Source organism: Nostoc sp. NMS2, assembly GCF_017115105.1.
GTDB lineage: Bacteria > Cyanobacteriota > Cyanobacteriia > Cyanobacteriales > Nostocaceae > Nostoc.
Genome location: NZ_JABXKH010000095.1, coordinates 86,127 through 102,749 on the forward strand (window position 1 = coordinate 86,127; position 16,623 = coordinate 102,749).

13 protein-coding genes and 1 pseudogene are annotated in these 16,623 nt (G+C 42.9%); 6 read left to right on the forward strand and 8 right to left on the reverse strand.

Features of this window, described 5'->3' with window-relative positions; genetic code table 11:
* Nucleotides 1–386 precede the first annotated feature (386 nt).
* Complete coding sequence (metH, locus tag HWQ36_RS17610; protein WP_292704980.1) at nucleotides 387–3,914, reverse strand: methionine synthase; 3,528 nt, start codon at nucleotides 3,912–3,914, stop codon at nucleotides 387–389.
* 181 nt (nucleotides 3,915–4,095) lie between these two features.
* Here metH and HWQ36_RS17615 point away from each other — a divergent pair, with 181 nt between their 5' ends.
* Together HWQ36_RS17615 and HWQ36_RS17620 are read left to right on the forward strand one after the other, a co-directional pair.
* The gene (locus HWQ36_RS17615; protein WP_292704981.1) at nucleotides 4,096–4,878 is read left to right on the forward strand and encodes a hypothetical protein; all 783 of its coding nucleotides are present in this window, start codon (nucleotides 4,096–4,098) and stop codon (nucleotides 4,876–4,878) included.
* A gap of 31 nt (nucleotides 4,879–4,909) precedes the next feature.
* Entirely contained in the window at nucleotides 4,910–5,332 is a 423-nt protein-coding gene (locus tag HWQ36_RS17620) for a DUF488 domain-containing protein (protein ID WP_292704982.1), read from the forward strand.
* A gap of 148 nt (nucleotides 5,333–5,480) precedes the next feature.
* Here HWQ36_RS17620 and HWQ36_RS17625 read toward each other — a convergent pair whose 3' ends face one another.
* Entirely contained in the window at nucleotides 5,481–7,289 is a 1,809-nt protein-coding gene (locus HWQ36_RS17625; protein WP_292705013.1) for an ABC transporter ATP-binding protein, read from the reverse strand.
* A gap of 265 nt (nucleotides 7,290–7,554) precedes the next feature.
* Between HWQ36_RS17625 and HWQ36_RS17630 the strand changes: the two are divergent.
* Together HWQ36_RS17630 and HWQ36_RS17635 are read left to right on the forward strand one after the other, a co-directional pair.
* Nucleotides 7,555–7,779: pseudogene (locus HWQ36_RS17630) on the forward strand (DNA-binding protein); the annotation flags it as partial.
* A 2-nt stretch (nucleotides 7,780–7,781) separates the two neighbouring features.
* Nucleotides 7,782–8,009, forward strand: coding sequence for a hypothetical protein (locus tag HWQ36_RS17635; RefSeq protein WP_292704984.1), 228 nt, complete (start codon nucleotides 7,782–7,784; stop codon nucleotides 8,007–8,009).
* 209 nt (nucleotides 8,010–8,218) lie between these two features.
* Here the strand turns inward: HWQ36_RS17635 and HWQ36_RS17640 are convergent, their stop codons facing one another.
* Both HWQ36_RS17640 and HWQ36_RS17645 read right to left on the reverse strand, forming a co-directional pair.
* Nucleotides 8,219–9,349 (reverse strand): aldo/keto reductase, encoded by a 1,131-nt coding sequence (locus tag HWQ36_RS17640; protein ID WP_292704985.1) that lies wholly within the window; start codon nucleotides 9,347–9,349, stop codon nucleotides 8,219–8,221.
* A 98-nt stretch (nucleotides 9,350–9,447) separates the two neighbouring features.
* A complete protein-coding gene (locus HWQ36_RS17645) occupies nucleotides 9,448–9,945 on the reverse strand; it encodes a bifunctional nuclease family protein (RefSeq protein WP_012406891.1) in 498 nt (165 codons plus the stop codon).
* 340 nt (nucleotides 9,946–10,285) lie between these two features.
* Here HWQ36_RS17645 and HWQ36_RS17650 point away from each other — a divergent pair, with 340 nt between their 5' ends.
* The gene (locus tag HWQ36_RS17650; RefSeq protein WP_292704986.1) at nucleotides 10,286–10,966 is read left to right on the forward strand and encodes a riboflavin synthase; all 681 of its coding nucleotides are present in this window, start codon (nucleotides 10,286–10,288) and stop codon (nucleotides 10,964–10,966) included.
* 332 nt (nucleotides 10,967–11,298) lie between these two features.
* Here the strand turns inward: HWQ36_RS17650 and HWQ36_RS17655 are convergent, their stop codons facing one another.
* On the reverse strand, nucleotides 11,299–12,852 hold the full coding sequence (locus HWQ36_RS17655) for a peptidoglycan DD-metalloendopeptidase family protein (protein ID WP_292704987.1): 1,554 nt from the start codon (nucleotides 12,850–12,852) through the stop codon (nucleotides 11,299–11,301).
* A 90-nt stretch (nucleotides 12,853–12,942) separates the two neighbouring features.
* Complete coding sequence (locus HWQ36_RS17660) at nucleotides 12,943–13,761, reverse strand: biotin--[acetyl-CoA-carboxylase] ligase (RefSeq protein WP_292704988.1); 819 nt, start codon at nucleotides 13,759–13,761, stop codon at nucleotides 12,943–12,945.
* A gap of 77 nt (nucleotides 13,762–13,838) precedes the next feature.
* Here HWQ36_RS17660 and pgeF point away from each other — a divergent pair, with 77 nt between their 5' ends.
* On the forward strand, nucleotides 13,839–14,624 hold the full coding sequence (pgeF, locus tag HWQ36_RS17665) for a peptidoglycan editing factor PgeF (RefSeq protein WP_292704989.1): 786 nt from the start codon (nucleotides 13,839–13,841) through the stop codon (nucleotides 14,622–14,624).
* Between the two features lies 1 nt (nucleotide 14,625).
* On the opposite strand, the gene HWQ36_RS17670 is transcribed toward pgeF, so the two are convergent.
* Both HWQ36_RS17670 and HWQ36_RS17675 read right to left on the reverse strand, forming a co-directional pair.
* A complete protein-coding gene (locus HWQ36_RS17670) occupies nucleotides 14,626–15,078 on the reverse strand; it encodes a retroviral-like aspartic protease family protein (protein WP_292704990.1) in 453 nt (150 codons plus the stop codon).
* A gap of 24 nt (nucleotides 15,079–15,102) precedes the next feature.
* A complete protein-coding gene (locus HWQ36_RS17675) occupies nucleotides 15,103–16,563 on the reverse strand; it encodes a glycosyltransferase family 87 protein (RefSeq protein ID WP_292704991.1) in 1,461 nt (486 codons plus the stop codon).
* Nucleotides 16,564–16,623: the final 60 nt, after the last annotated feature.

A 16,623-nucleotide genomic window follows, 5' to 3' on the forward strand; every position in this document is an offset into this window, starting at 1 on the left:
AAATAAGTTTCTTAGCTTTTGTTGTATTTTGGCGTAATAGTCCGCCTTTTTTCTATTTCACTATTTTTGTTATAAAGTTGAGTTATTTTTGCTTCAATATATGGAAAATCGTACAAATTTATTTATTTTCAATTCCAGTCCCCTCTCCTTATAAAGGCTACGATGTACACACATCTCTCTACAAAACCCAAATGTTGTAGATCCTCCTAAATCCTCCTTAAAAAGGAGGACTTTGACTCCTATTCCCCCCTTAAAAAGGGGAGCCAGCGCGGTCTTGAGGTATCCACAAGTGGAGCGACTGGCGTGGGTTAGGGGGGATTTAAATGCTGTGGGACAACTTTAAAAGACTTGTGTGTACACCGCAACTAAAGGAGAGGAGATATAGATTAAGCGCTAAAGTATTTCGCTACTGGGTGGTAAGTAATAATTGCAGTGGTAGACTGTTCTGGATAAAGTTGTTCACTTTCATCCATATACAATTTAATTCTGCCAGTCTGCAATAATTCCAGTTGCTTGTATTGGTCTTGGATATTCGGACAAGCTGGATAACCAAAACTATACCGTGAGCCACGATAGCGTTGTGCTAATATGTCCCGAATATTGTCGGGTTCTTCAGCAGTAAAACCTAACTCTCGGCGAATTCTGGCGTGTGTCCACTCAGCCACAGCCTCTGCAACCTGCACTGCCATACCGTGAAAATACAGGTAATCGCTGTATTGATTAGCAGCAAATAGCTTTTGAGCAAACTCTGTGGCAATCTCTCCTACAGTCACCGCCTGCATGGGGAACACATCAATAATTCCCGATTCCTTCGGTGCAAAGAAATCTGCTATGCACAGCCGCCTTAACGACTTTTGTCTAGGAAACTCAAAAGTTGTAACCTGCTGTGATTGGTTCTCTGAGTCATATATATGTAGAGAATTCCCCTCAGCTTGACAAGGGAAATACCCATAAATCACCTGGGGATGCAACAGATTTTCCTCAATAATTCGCTGTTTCCAAGTTTCTAAAACTGGGTAAACTTTCTCTGCTAAGAAAGCCTGATATTCTTCCTTAGATTGTTCCTTTGGTTTGCGGAATTGCCACTGTCCAGCAACTAAAGCTTGTAAATCTAAATGCCAGAATATCTCCTCAATGGGAATATCACTAGGCTGCAATAACTTCGTTCCCCAGAAAGGCGGTGTGGGACGTTCAATATCTACAGCCACTGCTTCGGAACGTCTCGTATCTACTACTTTTGGTTCAGCAGATGTTTCTTCAGCAGTTGTAGCTTTTGGTTCTTTGTGACCATTTGTCGAAACTTCAGCAGTTTCAACTTCATTCAAAAATCCCTGCAAATCTTCCCAGTTACCAGCAGCTTTTGCTGGCATTAATTTATCCATGAAGTGCAAGTCAGAAAAGGCATCTTTGCCATAAACTACTTTACCTTTATAGGTGTTTTGACAATCTTCATACACAAATTTAGGAGTCAGCGCCGCACCTCCTAATATCACGGGGACACTAATTCCGTTTTCGTTAAATACCTCCAAATTTTCTTTCATGAAAGCGGTGGATTTAACCAGCAAACCACTCATAGCTATACAATCAGCTTTGTGCTGTTCGTAAGCGTTGATGATGTTTTCTACTGGTTGTTTAATTCCCAGGTTAATCACCTTGTAGCCGTTGTTAGACAAGATGATATCCACCAAGTTTTTACCAATGTCGTGGACATCGCCTTTAACTGTGGCAATGATAAAGGTTCCCTTGGCATTATTGCCTGATTCTGATTTTTCCATGAAGGGTTCTAAAAACGCCACTGCCGCTTTCATGGTTTCTGCTGATTGCAAGACGAAGGGTAGCTGCATTTGTCCCGAACCGAATAATTCGCCGACAACTTTCATGCCATCTAGCAGGAAGGTGTTGATAATCTCCAGAGGGGGATGTTCTTCTAAGGCTTTTTTCAGATGTTCTTCTAAGCCAATGCGTTCGCCGTCGATGATGTGACGCTTGAGTCGCTCTGGGATGGGGAGACTTTCATCTAAGGAGCGATCGCGCTTTGTCGTCACCCCAGCAAATACTGTGGTAAGCTCTCCCAAGGGATCGTAAACGCAAACATTACCCTCAAATTTCCGTTCGTCATAAATCAACTGGCGGCAGATTTCTTGATGGCGTTCTTCAATCTTAGCGAGTGGTAAAATCTTGTTAGCACTGACAATGGCTGCATCCATTCCCGCCGTCGTCGCTTCGTGCAAAAACACGGAGTTCAGCACCATCCGCGAGGCTGGATTCAAACCAAAGGAAATATTGGAAACACCCAAAATTACATGACATCCAGGCAATCCTTCACGAATTCGCCGGATGGATTCAATTGTGGCTTTGCCATTTTCTCGGTCTTCTTCAATCCCGGTGGAAATGGGTAACGCTAGGGTATCAAAGAATATTTCTGTGGGAGGTATGCCAAATTCTACAGCTTGACGGTATGCGCGTTGTGCGATCGCAAACTTTTTGTCTGCTGTCCGCGCCATCCCATCTTCATCGATAGTACCAATGATGACACCAGCACCGTACTTTTTCGCCAACTCCAGCACCTTCAAAAAGCGCGGTTCCCCATCTTCGTAGTTGGTGGAGTTTAGCAAACACTTACCACCGGCAACCTTTAAACCCGCCTCCATCTTTTCCCATTCGGTGGAGTCAAGCATTAAGGGCAGTGTGACATTATTAACAATGCGCGAAACTAATTCGTGCATATCCCGCACGCCGTCGCGTCCCACATAATCGACGTTGACATCGAGGATGTGTGCGCCTTCTTTGACTTGCGCCCTCGCCATTGAAACGAGTCCATCCCAATCTTCGGTATTTAGCAAATCGCGGCACTTCTTGGAACCACTGGCGTTGAGACGTTCGCCAACAATCAAGAAGGAATTATCTTGATCGTAGGATTGAGTGGTATAAATTGATGCTGCTGCTGGTTCTAAACTTGGCTGTCTAACTTTTGGCTTCAGGTCTTTAGCAACTTCTGCCAATTGTTGAATGTGTTCTGGACGCGTCCCACAGCAACCCCCGATCACTTGGACACCCAAATCTTCAACAAAATGCATCAGCGACATCCGTAATTCTAACGGTGTCAGGCGGTAGTGTGCTTGACCGCCAACGTTTTCAGGTAAACCCGCGTTGGGAATACAGGAAACGATAAAAGGTGAATGTTCTGCCAGATACTTGATATGTGGTTTCATCAAGTCTGGGCCAGTGGCACAGTTTAGACCAAGAATGTCAATTGGGTAAGGTTCCAGAATTGTCAGCACAGCACTGATTTCTGAACCTACCAACATTGTGCCCATGCTTTCCATTGTCACAGACACCATCAACGGTCGGCGATCGCCCTTCTTAACAAACACTTCTTCAATTCCATTCAGCGCCGCCTTAATTTGCAGCACATCTTGGCAAGTTTCCACCAGAAATAAATCCACACCACCATCCCACAGGGCCTCTGCTTGTTCGGCAAAAGTAGCTTTCATGGTGTCAAAGTCAATATGTCCCAAGGTAGGGAGTTTAGTTGTGGGGCCGATGGAACCTGCCACAAACCGGGGTTTTTCTGGTGTGGAAAATTCCGCAGCGACACGCTTCGCCAATTCTGCGGCTGTCTTGCTGAGGTAATAAGCTTGGTCTGCCAAGTCATATTCTGCCAGCACAAGGGACGTACTACCAAAGGTGTCCGTTTCTATGACATCAGCACCAGCAGCGAGAAAGTCACGGTGAACCTTAGCGACAGCTTCGGGTTTCGTGTGGACTAAGTATTCGTTACAACCTTCATACTGTGGGCCGCCGAAGTCTTCAGCAGTCAGGTTTTGGGTTTGCAGGTTGGTTCCCATTGCCCCGTCGAAGACGAGGACTGGGCTATCTGGACTACGCAGGCGTTCAAGGAAAGGATGAGTCATATTTTCCTAGAAGAAATGAGGAAATCAAGTGAGTCTTGTGATACTCAACTTACTTTATTATTTTCCAAAATTTTGGGAGTTTCGGCAGTATGTAATGGAAAAATTTTGATATATACTGAAGCGACTGATGTACTTACATTGTCAGTATACATAGTGAGCTAGTTCATATAGAGGTCGTTCTGTGGAAAGAAAGAAAATTTTGATTGCAACTAAAACATACCCTTCAATTAGCACAAAATATCAAGAAACAGTCTGTACAGCAGGAGTTTTATTAGATGATGACGATAAACCAGTTCAGTGGATTCGGATTTATCCCATTCGTTTCCGTCAATTAGATTTTGATCAGCGTTATCCCAGATGGTCAATTATAAGTGCTAAAATAGAAAGAAATGATAAAGATTACAGAGAAGAAAGTTTTCGTATAGATGATTCTTCAATAGAAGTAATACGAAAAATTGATACTAGCAAAAACTGGGAAGAGCGAAAAGCTTTGGTTTTGCCACTAGAATTCAAATCTATTCTCGATATCAAAGAGCAAGGTAAGTCTCTCGGTATTATTAAACCACAAACTATAAAAAAATACTTCTGCAAGAAGGAAATAGAACGGGAGTGGAAACCAAAACAGCAAGCAATATTAGATCAGATGGACTTGTTTGAGCCTTCAGTACAGTTAGATAAAATTCCTTACAAGTTTGGTTACGATTTTTTTTCTAAAGATGGAAAGAGGCATCGTTGTACAATAAATGATTGGGAAATTCAACAACTTTATAGAGGCTGTAGAGATAGATCAAAGGAAACAAGTATGGAGAATAAAGAAAAGGAGGCTTTAGAAAAAGTACGCCAAAAATTAGAAGACGAGTTTTTAAGCAAAAAAGATTTATACTTTATCATGGGAAACCTAAAAAATCACAAAAATAGCTTTATGATTATTGGGATATTTTACCCACCATTAATCAAAATATAATATTTAAAGTTGATTGTTCCAGGAATTAAAAATGAAAGTTAAAGATATTGCTAAAACAAGATGTATACTTACTTTTGGATATGGCAATCGCAAAGACTACGATGCCTTCTTGGAATACCTGCAAAAGTTTGATGTGGAATGTGTTGTTGATGTGAGGATGGTTCCTCGTGCTTGGAGCCGTAAATGGTACGGCGACAAAATTAAAATATTCTGTGAATCAAATCATATTGAGTATATTTCTAAAACCGCTTTAGGTAACACATCTGGTAAAGAAAATTGGATTCCTATAAATCAGGAAGAAGCAAACAAAGCTCTACATGAAATTGCACAAATTGCTCAAACAGGTAATATTTTATTGTTGTGTGCTGAAATGAACCCGAATCGCTGTCATCGAAAAGAAGTTGCTGATTGTTTGGGAAACTTGGTATCAATTCCTGTTAAGCATTTAGAGTAGTAAACTACAATTTTTTTACTACTTAGGGAAGAGTGCTTAATAGACCTCATCTCAGAAGAAGCGATCGCAACCTATAGCTTTGGTGGTGCGATCGCTATTAGAATTATCCGTAAATCTGAAATGCTTACTATACCTTGGTTTTAGCGATTTACTGATAACCTGCTGCTTGTAAGAGAAACAGCTTGGCATAACGTCCTTTTAGCTGTAACAATTCTTCATGAGTTCCCTTTTCTATAACTTCGCCGTTTTCTATAACTAGGATTTTGTCAGCCATTCGGACTGTAGAGAAGCGATGGGAAATCAAAAGTACCATCTGATTTTGAGTAATAGCGCGAAAATGATTGAAAATCTCAAATTCAGCTTGGGCATCTATTGCTGATGTTGGTTCATCCAATACTAAGATATCTGCTTGCGATCGCATAAAAGCACGAGACAAAGCAATTTTCTGCCACTGTCCCCCAGAAAGTTCCTGTCCTCCCTTAAACCAACGACCAAGTTGAGTCTGGAAGCTTTGGGGTAATTGGTCAATAAAAACTTGGGCCATGCCTTTTTCAGCAGCAGTTTGCCAACGGGTTTTGTTTTCGAGATGTTCGACATCACCCACGCCAATATTCTCCCCCACAGTGAACTGGTAGCGGACAAAGTTCTGGAAAATCACACCAATCCGACGACGCAGCACATCCACATCCCATTCCTGCAAATCCAAGCCATCTAAGAAAATTCGCCCAGAATCTGGGGTGTAAAGTCGGGTAAGTAGTTTGATTAAAGTAGTCTTACCGGAACCGTTTTCACCCACAATTGCCAGTTTTTCTCTGGGTTTCAAGTGTAGCGAAATGTTTGTCAAGGCTGGCTTAGAACTTCCCGGATAAGTAAATGATACGTTCTCAAAACGAATACCATCTTGGGGATTTAAACCAATGGTTGCCTTACCCCAAGACTTTGGTACTTCTTCTTCGAGGAAATCGTAGAGATTTGATAGATATAGGTTGTCTTCATACATCCCTCCAATAGATGTGAGGGCATTGGAGAAAGTTGATTGTCCTTGGCGAAAAACGGTGAGATACATTGTCATATCTCCCAACGAAATCTTACCTTGCACTGTTTCTAGTACAATCCAAGCATAAGCTAGGTAAAAAGCACCAGTACTGACTAAACCCAGGAGATAGCCCCAGAATCCTCGCCGCAGGGTCAAATCGCGGTCTTCGCCATAGAGTTGATCGAACAGGTTGCGGTAACGCCCTAGCAGCATTTCTCCCAACTGGTAGAGTTTGACTTCTGTGACAAAATCTTCTCTTGCTAGCAGATTTTCTAAGTAGTGCTGTTGACGAGTTTCTGCCGCCCGCCAACTAAATAGGCGAAAGCCTTCTCCAGCAAACTTTGTTTCAGCAATAAATACAGGCATAGCTGCCAAAATCAGCACCACCACCGCCCAAACTGAGAAATTTACTAGCAAAATCCCGTAGGTAATCAGGGAAAGGGCATTTTGCACCAATCCAAAGGTGCGGTTGACTAACGAAAGGGGACGAACTGATGCTTCTCGTCGGGCATTAGTCAATTTGTCATAAAATTCTGAGTCTTCAAACTGCCTAAGATCCAGTGTCAGCGCCTTTTCTAAGATGAGTACATTCACTCGCTGACCCATTAGCGCCCGTAATAACGATTGACAAATGAGGATTCCCCTCTGACTACCTGCTAGTAGAATTACTGCGATCGCTTCTAATCCTACATAAAATAGAGAAGGATAAGTATTGACAAAATCATTGTTTTGTGAATTAACTTGAGAGGCAAATACCACTGCATCAACAATTAATTTACTGATGTAGGATATCGCCGCCGGTAAAAGACCAGCAACTAAAGTTAAACTCGCCAGAAGAATGGTAAGCCATCGGCTAGTAGTCCATACTAAGCCTACAGCCCGTCCACTGTAACGGAAAACCGTCAGTGATTGGCGGAGGATATTTCTTTTTTTTTAATTTTCATCTTTTTTTGGGCGAGATACCCCAGCTTGGGCGGATCTACCTAACTCTATATTAATCTTTATAAATTTTACATTTTTATCAGAATGTTGGCTGAAAACCCCGAAGTTGAAACCTAAAAACTAGTTTTGTAGGGTGTGTTATGCCGTAGGCTAACGCACTAGGGTGTTAACTTTGTACCATTTTAGGTGTTCAAAATTCATGCAAAATATATATATGCCAGTAGTTCTAATCAAGCGGACTACGAATTTAGCAGAACAATTCTTGGGACGCAGTAACCTTCCCGCAAAAGCTGATGTTGACGCTGTTCATATTGCAGCCGCAACCGTTCACGGCATGGATTATCTGTTGACCTGGAACTGCAAGCACATCGCCAATGCTCAAATCCAGGGAAAGTTGGCAGAAATCAGTCTTGATTTTGGATACGAGTTGCCGATTCTTTGTACACCCTATGAACTGCTCGGAGGTTAATCATGTATCAGGATGAGATTGTTGAAGAGATCCACAGAATTCGTGAAGAGTATTCTCGTTCATTCAATCATGATTTGAAAGCCATCTTTGATGATTTACAAAAGCAGCAAGCTGAAGGTGGAAGAGAAGTTGTGAACTTATCGCGAAAGCCCGGTCTAACAACACGTTGGAGCGGACGAGCGCGAGATATTGATGGTGAGGCAAAGGATATTAGCCGCCGCTCAACTTAGCAGTGATCGCTGAGGTACGGTCTAACAATCCCGTTGCACACCGACCGTACAGAGTCTCTTTGTTGAGTCTGAGAGGTTGCTTACGGCGGGTGAACGGGGGCGTTCGTCGTTATACATATATGTCCATAACGCACCCTACCAGATTCAAGCCAATGTGGATGAGGTTTTCCGACTTGTGTATACACAGTAAGTCTTTAGACCGGAGAGTGTCAACCCCACAATCTCCTACCTGCTTTGCCACTTAATCTTTCATGAGCATCTTCTAACAAAGCTGGAATATCTAACTTTTCTGGACACCGAGGCAAACAGTCTCCGCATTCTGTACATCGGTTGCCTTTCATTCCAGGGAACCAGTGACCAGCATTTTCAAACATTCCGTAACGATATTGTCCATAGTCTTTCATGTCGTATGCCACTGCGAGATTACGTAACCGTAATACCTCTGGAATATTGATATTTTCTGGACAGGGCAAACAAGCATAACATTGGCTACATTTATCAGTTCCCAAAGCAAATTTTTGGTGATTTTCTAACCTCTGGAAAGCAGAAATTTCTGCTGATTTTAGCTCTCCAACATGGTCAGCAACTCGCAAAGGTTCTATTAATTCATCTGGGTTGGCTGGCCCTATACTCAAAGTATTAATACGGTTATCAGCAAGTAAAAAACGATAACTTAGTTCTAAGGGTGAATACGGCTGACACAAGTTTTTTAGGGTTTGGGGTGGGGTATACAGCTGTCCCCCCTTGTCAGCAGGGGAAATAATGAAAATGCCCATATCTTTTTCGGCAGCTAGTTGAATTGCTGGTGCGTGCCGTTGAAAAAAATAGTAATAATGCAGATTGACAAATTCAAAAAAATCTGTTTTAATAGCTGCCTGAATTAGCTCTAATGACCCGTGGCTGGAAAAACCAACGTGTCGCACTCGACCATCAGCAACAGCTTCATCTACGGCTTGCATACAGCCATTTTTGGCTTGCACCCACTCCAAATGTTGCCAAGTGTTCAAGCCATGAACCCCTAAGCAATCTAAATAATCTAGCTGTAATCGTTTTAGGGATTCGTCGATGCACCGACGCATGGTGTCAGCATCTGCTGTGGCTGAGATTTTGGTAGTGATGTAAAGCTTCGTTCGGGGTACTGACAACCCAGCTTTTAATGCCCTACCAAGATACTCCTCGCTTTTGCCATAACCTCTGGCGGTTTCTAGATGATTAATTCCTAGCGCTAAGGCTTGTTCAACGATCTGGTGAGCATTTTCAAAATCAGCCAGGTAGCGCATTGTTCCCAGAGAAAAAACCGAGAGGTGCAGATTCGTTTTCCCAAAGCGTCGGTATTGCATCTTTAACAAAGTTAGGAGTTATTCAATTTTAGATTTTGAATTTTGGATTTTAGATTCAAGGAAAAATCTAAAATCTAAAATCTAAAATCTAAAATTTACTAACTGTCGCCATTACCAAAGCGCTTGATCAAATCTTCGGGACGGAGATTGGAAATAAATTCGCGGAAGGCTTGCTGTTCAGCTTCATCTGCATCGCGGTCAACAGGGATAGAAGCATCGGCAATCACTTCTTCCATTACCCAGATGGGGGTATTTGTACGGAGAGCAATGGCGATCGCATCGCTAGGACGTGCGTCAATTTCTTTTTTTACCTCGCCTTGCTGGACGATTAAAGCTGCATAAAATGTATCCTTTTGCAGGGAATGAATGATCACCTTTTCTAGAGTCATATTCCAAGTCTCTAGAAGATTCACAATCAGGTCGTGGGTTAAGGGTCTGGGAGGCTTCTGATTCTCCAGTGCGCCCATAATTGCCCTAGCCTGTTCCTGACCAATGTAAATTGGCAAAGCCCGCCGATCTGAAGAATCTTTCAAAAGGACGATCGGGCTGCGGGTTATGGCATCTAATGCTATGCCAGCAACTTTCATTTCAATCATTGCCTAAGCCTCTACAATGCTTTGAGAGCCTTGGATGCTGTGTAACAAATAGCACCCCTTTTTGGGCGGTTTGGCGACAGTAATAAACATAAGCATTCGTTCTCTATAATTGCTTCTATTAAACTCCGAACTTGTGGTGAAAACCAGAGTAAGTCAAATTGGTCTTCTTAGACAATAACCTTCTTACCCAAGTATGCCTTGTGAAGGATGCTAATGTGTTAATATTCCTATACGAAAAGAAGTCAGAAAATATACTTGGATGTTCGACATTTCTGTGACAATTACCAATTGATTTCAGGGAAATTTAGGCAATAAATAGAGTTAGTTTGACAAAAAAGCCGTGTTTACAGGATTAATCCAAGCATTAGGAACGATGGAACCCTTGGGGGGCGATTCTTGGCAAATTACTTGTGAAAGCCAGTCGGGTGAAGTAATTATGCAAGATTTGGCTTATGGTGACAGTGTTGCAGTAGATGGCGTTTGCTTGACAGTGGAAAAAGTTTTAAAAGACGGGTTTATCGCCACAGCTTCACCGGAAACGCTACGCCGCACGACGTTAGGAGGTGAGCAAACGCAACAGAGATATGTCAATTTAGAAGCGTCTCTAAAGGTGGGCAGCAAAGTTGGCGGTCATTTTGTGATGGGTCATGTAGATGGCATCGGTCGATTGCTAGTGGCAGAACAAACGGCGAGTTCTTGGGAAATGACCTTTATTGCATCTGATGCGATCGCGCGGTACATTGTCCCTAAAGGTAGCATAGCTGTTAACGGCATCAGCCTCACAGTAGCCGCTTATGACTCAGAACTCTCCCAGTTCAAGGTAGCGGTAATCCCCCTCACATATAGCGAGACAAATCTTCGTTATTTGGTTGCTGGAAGTTTGGTGAATCTAGAAGGGGATATTCTCGGCAAATACGTCGAAAAATTCCTTTACTCTGGCAACCCACACACCACAGCCCATGATGAAACAAGTCTAGATGGCATTACACCCGCATTCTTAGCAGAACACGGGTATTTGTGATTGGGGAATGGGCATTGGGCATTGGGCATTGGGCATTGGGCATGGAGAAGAGACAAGGTAGACAAGGAAGAGGGGGGAGACAAGGAGAGACTCAATTTTAATAATTCCCCCTTGTCACCCTCATCCTCCACTCCCTTTCTAACGCTCTTTTATGACTCTCGTGGGATAAAAATCATCCACCCTTATTTTTAAGGACTTTGATGAACTTAGGCGTAGGTTGGGTTGAGGAACGAAACCCAACACCAACAATCTCTGATTTTGTTGGGGTTTCACTAAAGTTCAACCCAACCTACGAATATTTTATTTTTTCGGAGTAATAAAAGAGCGCTAATCTAGCTACCTGGTTCTTGGCTAACCTGGGCGGTCTGCAAGCCTCGCACTAACTGGCTGAGGGCGCTTTGTAATTCCACGCCTGGGTCAGTAGCAACCCACCCGTTAGGTGTTAGGTGGCGGACTTCAAAGTGCAGGTGAGGGCCTGTGGATGCCCCGGTGCTGCCAACTCGGCCGATGACAGTTCCAGGTTGTACCCACTGACCAGGTTGAACAAGGATCTCTGACATGTGACCGTAGAGAGTTTGTTCAGCCGATTTGTGATTGAGGATAACGGTTAAACCATAACCACCCATCCAGTTAGCAGTTTCGACTTGACCGCCTGCTGCCGCTAAAACTGGTGTTCCCGTAGGCGCACCTAAGTCTGTGCCAGCATGGAAGCGTTGATTACCTGTGATTGGATGAACTCGCCAACCAAACAATGAAGTAATGGGAGCGGGTATAGACAGGGGATACATCATTCCCGTCCCATTATATGCAACTGCCCCTGTGTAGGGGATTTGCGGCAATACTGATGCTAGTGAGAAGTCGTAAGCTACGTTGCTGGGACGGGGTGCAATGTTGCCATCTGCCATTGGTGGCGGTAAAGTCCCGCCACTGGGTGCGATAGGAGTTGCACTCACTCTTGTGGGGCTAAACTCGCTGGGATTCGGGATAAACCGATTTGGGCGATATGCGGTCTTGGTGTCACCACTAGAACCATTTTGAGCAGCACGCCATCTACTGGTGTTGCCAGTAGTTGCAACTTGCCGTGTGGTTGGAACTACTGGCAATTGGGCATTTTGACTTCTTCTCAGCCAATTAGGTGCTGCTTTACCATTAGAATCAGCTACATTCCTTTGGGGTACTTTGGCGCAAACGCCGCCTAATACGCTTTGTCCTGAAGGCAAAATGGCTCGGCAACCACTGGAGCGTTCTGTGAGAATTACAGAATTTGGTGCTTGATAAGTACCTGTAGCACCATTTTCATAACTATTAGGATCAATATAGGCGTTATTATAATCCTTGGTTTTACCCGGCGTTGCACTAACAGAACTGTTGGAGTTATTTGATGGTTGAGCAACTTCTGGGAGTTTTTCAGGTAAAGAGCGGGCAGGGGTATTGGGTTTTTCCTGTGTCACCCTTGCAGGAGTAACCTGGGAGGCCTCTACCTTGGGTTTTGCCTGTCTAATAATAACAACAGGTTCAGCATCGATTTTGGGCGTAGACTGCCTAACTGGTTCTTTTGATTGAGCTACCTCTGGCTTGCGTAGTCTCTGTTTGAGTCTGGCTCGCCGTTGGGAAAATTCCGGTTGCGCTTGAGCTGCTTCGGGTGCAACAGCCTGCGTTTTAACCGGATTTGTAACTGCTGTTGGCTGGGAAGTTTCAACAGTGGGAACGATGTTATCTACTTGTGTTTCCGTTTGGGCAAACACAAAGCCGCCGCTAAGAAGGCTGACGCTACTCAGCCAACAGAGGCTCTGGGCTGGTAGCGTTGAGGCAAAACGTTTTTTTGTTAGACCTTGCTGCCGTAAGTAATGCAAACGATGATGGGCAGAATTATTGCGCTGCGTCATTTGTTCTCTCAGTTGTGTGTAATTAGCCTAAAGAGATGATGCTAGTGGTTTGTCTTGCCCAAAGAGCGAAATTTTGAACAAACCTCAAATTTAAACGGAAGATTTATGGTACCCCAAACTGATTGTACCGGGTTGAATATAAATTTCCGGTGTAATTAGTTCCTTTGTATCATCTGTTTCTAAATCAACTCGTAAATTTCCTTGAGATGTCACCCCAACTACAGTACCTAAAAGATTATTGACATACACCTTATCGCCCATGTTTGTAAGCAAGTTTAGATAGCGAGACAAGAGTATGCTTACTCCTTCTTGCTGAAGGCACTCCATACCGGATTCTATTCCCAGTAAGACTGTAGAGGTGAGTATTTCCAGACAAGAGATGGGTCTGAAATCTTGGGATGTTTGCCACGATTCCAGGTTGATTCCTGTTTCTGGTACTGGATTTATCCAGTTAATACCAACACCAATAACTGCTTGGGTGATTTGTCCTTTGTTTACTTTGGTTTCTGTCAAAATGCCGCCTAGTTTGCGACCATTTAAAACTAAATCATTGGGCCATTTTATCCCAACATCTATACCGCGCTGACGCAATTGAGACGCAATTCCCCAAGCAGTAGCAAAAGTTAGCTGATAGCTGTCAGTAGCTTCTATTTTGTGGTCGAAAGAAATCGCCACGGAAATATATAATCCGCCAACTGGAGAAATCCATTCGCGTCCCCATTGTCCCCGTCCAGCAGATTGCTGAGTTGCAATGACTACTGTTCCTGAAATAGCCCCTTGGTTGAGTAAGTTCCAGAGGGTTTGGTTTGTTGAAGAGACGCTTTCAAAAAAGTGGAGGGAAAATGGTAAATATGTATACTTACGCCCTGCTTTCAAGGCTGCTTCCAAGTTTTGCAGATTAAATCCCACAGCAATTAACCCAAATTCCGTTGTTCAAGTTAGCATTGATTGGCTGATGAGTGATTTTTGTTTAGGTTTGGTTGAAGATGCACACTTGGCACTGGCGCAATTGGGAAGGACTGCCTTATCTAACTTGTAGTATTCTGGAACATTGGCATCACGGCTTCTTTACCCAACAGTTTTGGCCGCGATCGCCACAAGTTATCACAGAAGTATTGCAACCAGAGGCATCAGTCTATCGCTTAAAGCAGGTTCATGGCAATACTGTTCTCACCCCCCAAGAAGTTGAAAGCTTCTTAAGCTCTGCTGAGGAGGATTTAGCATCGGCGGATGGTTTAATGAGCGAACAGCCTCTCCAAGCTGTTTGGGTAGCTAGTGCAGATTGTACACCCGTGTTGATTGGGGATGTGAAAACTGGACGGGTGGCAGCATTACACGCGGGTTGGCGGGGGACAGCCAAGAAAATTGTGCCCCAAGCGATCGCTCGATTACAATCTCAAGGCAGTAAACTCGATGATTTACGGATTGCGATGGGCCCGGCGATCGCTGGTGAGGTTTATCAAGTCTCTATCGAAGTGGCTGCCGAAATCGGGGCTACCATTATACCAGATTATGACGAACAAAAAATTGTAACTGCATTACATGAGCTACCAAATTCACCTTTGCTAGAAGATGCCGATCCTGGTAAGGTACGGCTGGATGTGCGGCGAGTGAATACCTTACAACTGGAAAATATGGGAATTAGTGGAGAACAAATTGCGATCGCACCTTATTGTACTTTCCAAACTCCAGAGCATTTCTTTTCTTATCGTCGAGAGAAAGAGAAAAAAGTTCAATGGTCAGGGATTGTTAGCAGTAAAACGAGTCACTAGCCTATATTCTCATCACAGGATAGTTAGGATGTTCTGGATTCGGGATAAGTCGCTGATTTCTACAGTCCACCAGTAAATCCAGCGTCTCAAGCACCGTTTGTCCAATCAAAACTATATCGCCTGTAACCAATGTGGCTTCGGTAGTTTCCCGTCCTGTCAATTCAATGATTACGGGTTCAGTCACGCCTATAGATTCTTCACTACCGTTGGCGTATTGAGCAATCTGCTGTCCTCGAATTCTCAAACCAAGTTGCTTGACAATAGATATGGGTAGTACAGTACGTACTGCCCCGGTGTCCACTAATGCTTCTGTTTCATACACCCGTAGCATATTTGGATTGAGCATTCCTCGGCTAACAAGCGCTTCATCAATGGCATTAGTGAGCTTAACTTTGACTCGAACTGCACCCATAGGTTGATTGCTGGCAGGATGGTAACGGTTGAGATTTACCATAGTTTGTATGTTTTTGAAAATTCTTTAATCTGCTTCTAGAGTATTCTGTTTTTGACGCAGTGAACTAATTGCTAAGACTAAAATACTCAGGGTGATTCCTAGAATTGCATAACTCGGTAGGGCGAAGATAGTTACTTTCATAAAGTAGGGTAATTCCCCTGCTTTCACATTCCATCGGTTTGCTAGAGAGCCGATGAGCCAGCGATGAATAACTGCTGTTTGCACTGCTAGACAGCAAACCCCTGCTAGCCAAACAGACATTCTTCTCCTAGAGAATTTACAATGCCTGATCTGATACAGCAAATCATTTAGCAAAAAAACAACAGCAGGTACTAACATAACAGAACTAGTTTGCTGTGAATAATTAATGGCAATACTTAAGCAAGAAAATAGTAACATTTCTGGTAAGTATATTTTTTTTGACCAGGCTGTGACAGATTGTTGTAAATACCAATACCAACCCACCAAACCAACAAGTATCAGAACAATTAAGTTTGACAAAAGCTTGGCAAAGAATGGGTTATTGGGAAAAAATCTCGGGCCCACGACCATCAAATCCAGGCGACTGATTGAAATATAGGGGCTAACTGATGGATCATTTAGCCAGAGTGAAAATCCATAAGATGCATCCGACAGGAATTGTGTCAAAGAATTGCCCGTCAACACTAGACCTATAAATACTAAAGAAGTTGTTGTAAGAAGAGATACAAAAACTAGAGCAAATCTTCTTTTAAGTAGAAAATACAGAATGAATAATGCAGCTAATGTTGGTTTACAAACGGCAAGCCCCAAGCAAATTCCTGCTGGTATATCCCGATCTTTTCTAGCGAAGATAAACATCCATAAGATAAGAACTGCAACAAAAAGGGCAATATTACCAACTTGAAGATCGTAAACTAAGCCATAAATTAAGGCAGTCGAGATTGTGCAAATAATTCTGAAAGCTTTCGAGTTCGATTCTAGCAGGATATTCTCTCCCCACAAGGCCAAACCGATTGCCAATATATGCATCACAATCCAGATTGTAAATGCAGTATTGATTGAAAAATAACCGAGAAACCAAATAAGAGGAATAATATTAGGTGGATAGACAAACGGTGGGATAAATCCACACACCTGAGTTAGGGTACAGAAACTTTGCTTAAAAATCTCGACATTAAAAGGACTCAAATGCTGATGAGCCAATTTACTTGCCACATAATACCACTTAAAATCCCATAAAGGTGGATTTGGCTGATTTAGGAAATAAATTAGCCAACCTGTATAGCAGAGAAATCTTGTTACTACTAATACAACAACTGCTTGGATAATAAAGTTAACAATTGGTTGACGTAAAAATTGCATCAACCGTTGGATTGCAGAAGATTTTAAGAATAAAGAATTTTTCCAGGCTGCCTTCTCATCATCGTCTAGTCGCCAATTATTTTTGAGAACAAATGCAACTACAATTACTATAATTAGGTTCCAAAAACCAAAGTTTATCATCAGAACGATCTCAAGAATTGTTTCTGTATATTTTAGATAACATAACTGTTATAATTTGTT

Coding starts and splice junctions, on each gene's coding strand:
- metH (WP_292704980.1), bottom strand. CDS start 3,914: ATGACTCATCCTTTCCTTGAACGCCTGCGTAGTCCAGATAGCCCAGTC.
- HWQ36_RS17620 (WP_292704982.1), top strand. CDS start 4,910: ATGAAAGTTAAAGATATTGCTAAAACAAGATGTATACTTACTTTTGGA.
- HWQ36_RS17635 (WP_292704984.1), top strand. CDS start 7,782: ATGTATCAGGATGAGATTGTTGAAGAGATCCACAGAATTCGTGAAGAG.
- HWQ36_RS17640 (WP_292704985.1), bottom strand. CDS start 9,349: ATGCAATACCGACGCTTTGGGAAAACGAATCTGCACCTCTCGGTTTTT.
- HWQ36_RS17645 (WP_012406891.1), bottom strand. CDS start 9,945: ATGATTGAAATGAAAGTTGCTGGCATAGCATTAGATGCCATAACCCGC.
- HWQ36_RS17655 (WP_292704987.1), bottom strand. CDS start 12,852: ATGACGCAGCGCAATAATTCTGCCCATCATCGTTTGCATTACTTACGG.
- pgeF (WP_292704989.1), top strand. CDS start 13,839: ATGCACACTTGGCACTGGCGCAATTGGGAAGGACTGCCTTATCTAACT.
- HWQ36_RS17670 (WP_292704990.1), bottom strand. CDS start 15,078: ATGGTAAATCTCAACCGTTACCATCCTGCCAGCAATCAACCTATGGGT.
- HWQ36_RS17675 (WP_292704991.1), bottom strand. CDS start 16,563: ATGATAAACTTTGGTTTTTGGAACCTAATTATAGTAATTGTAGTTGCA.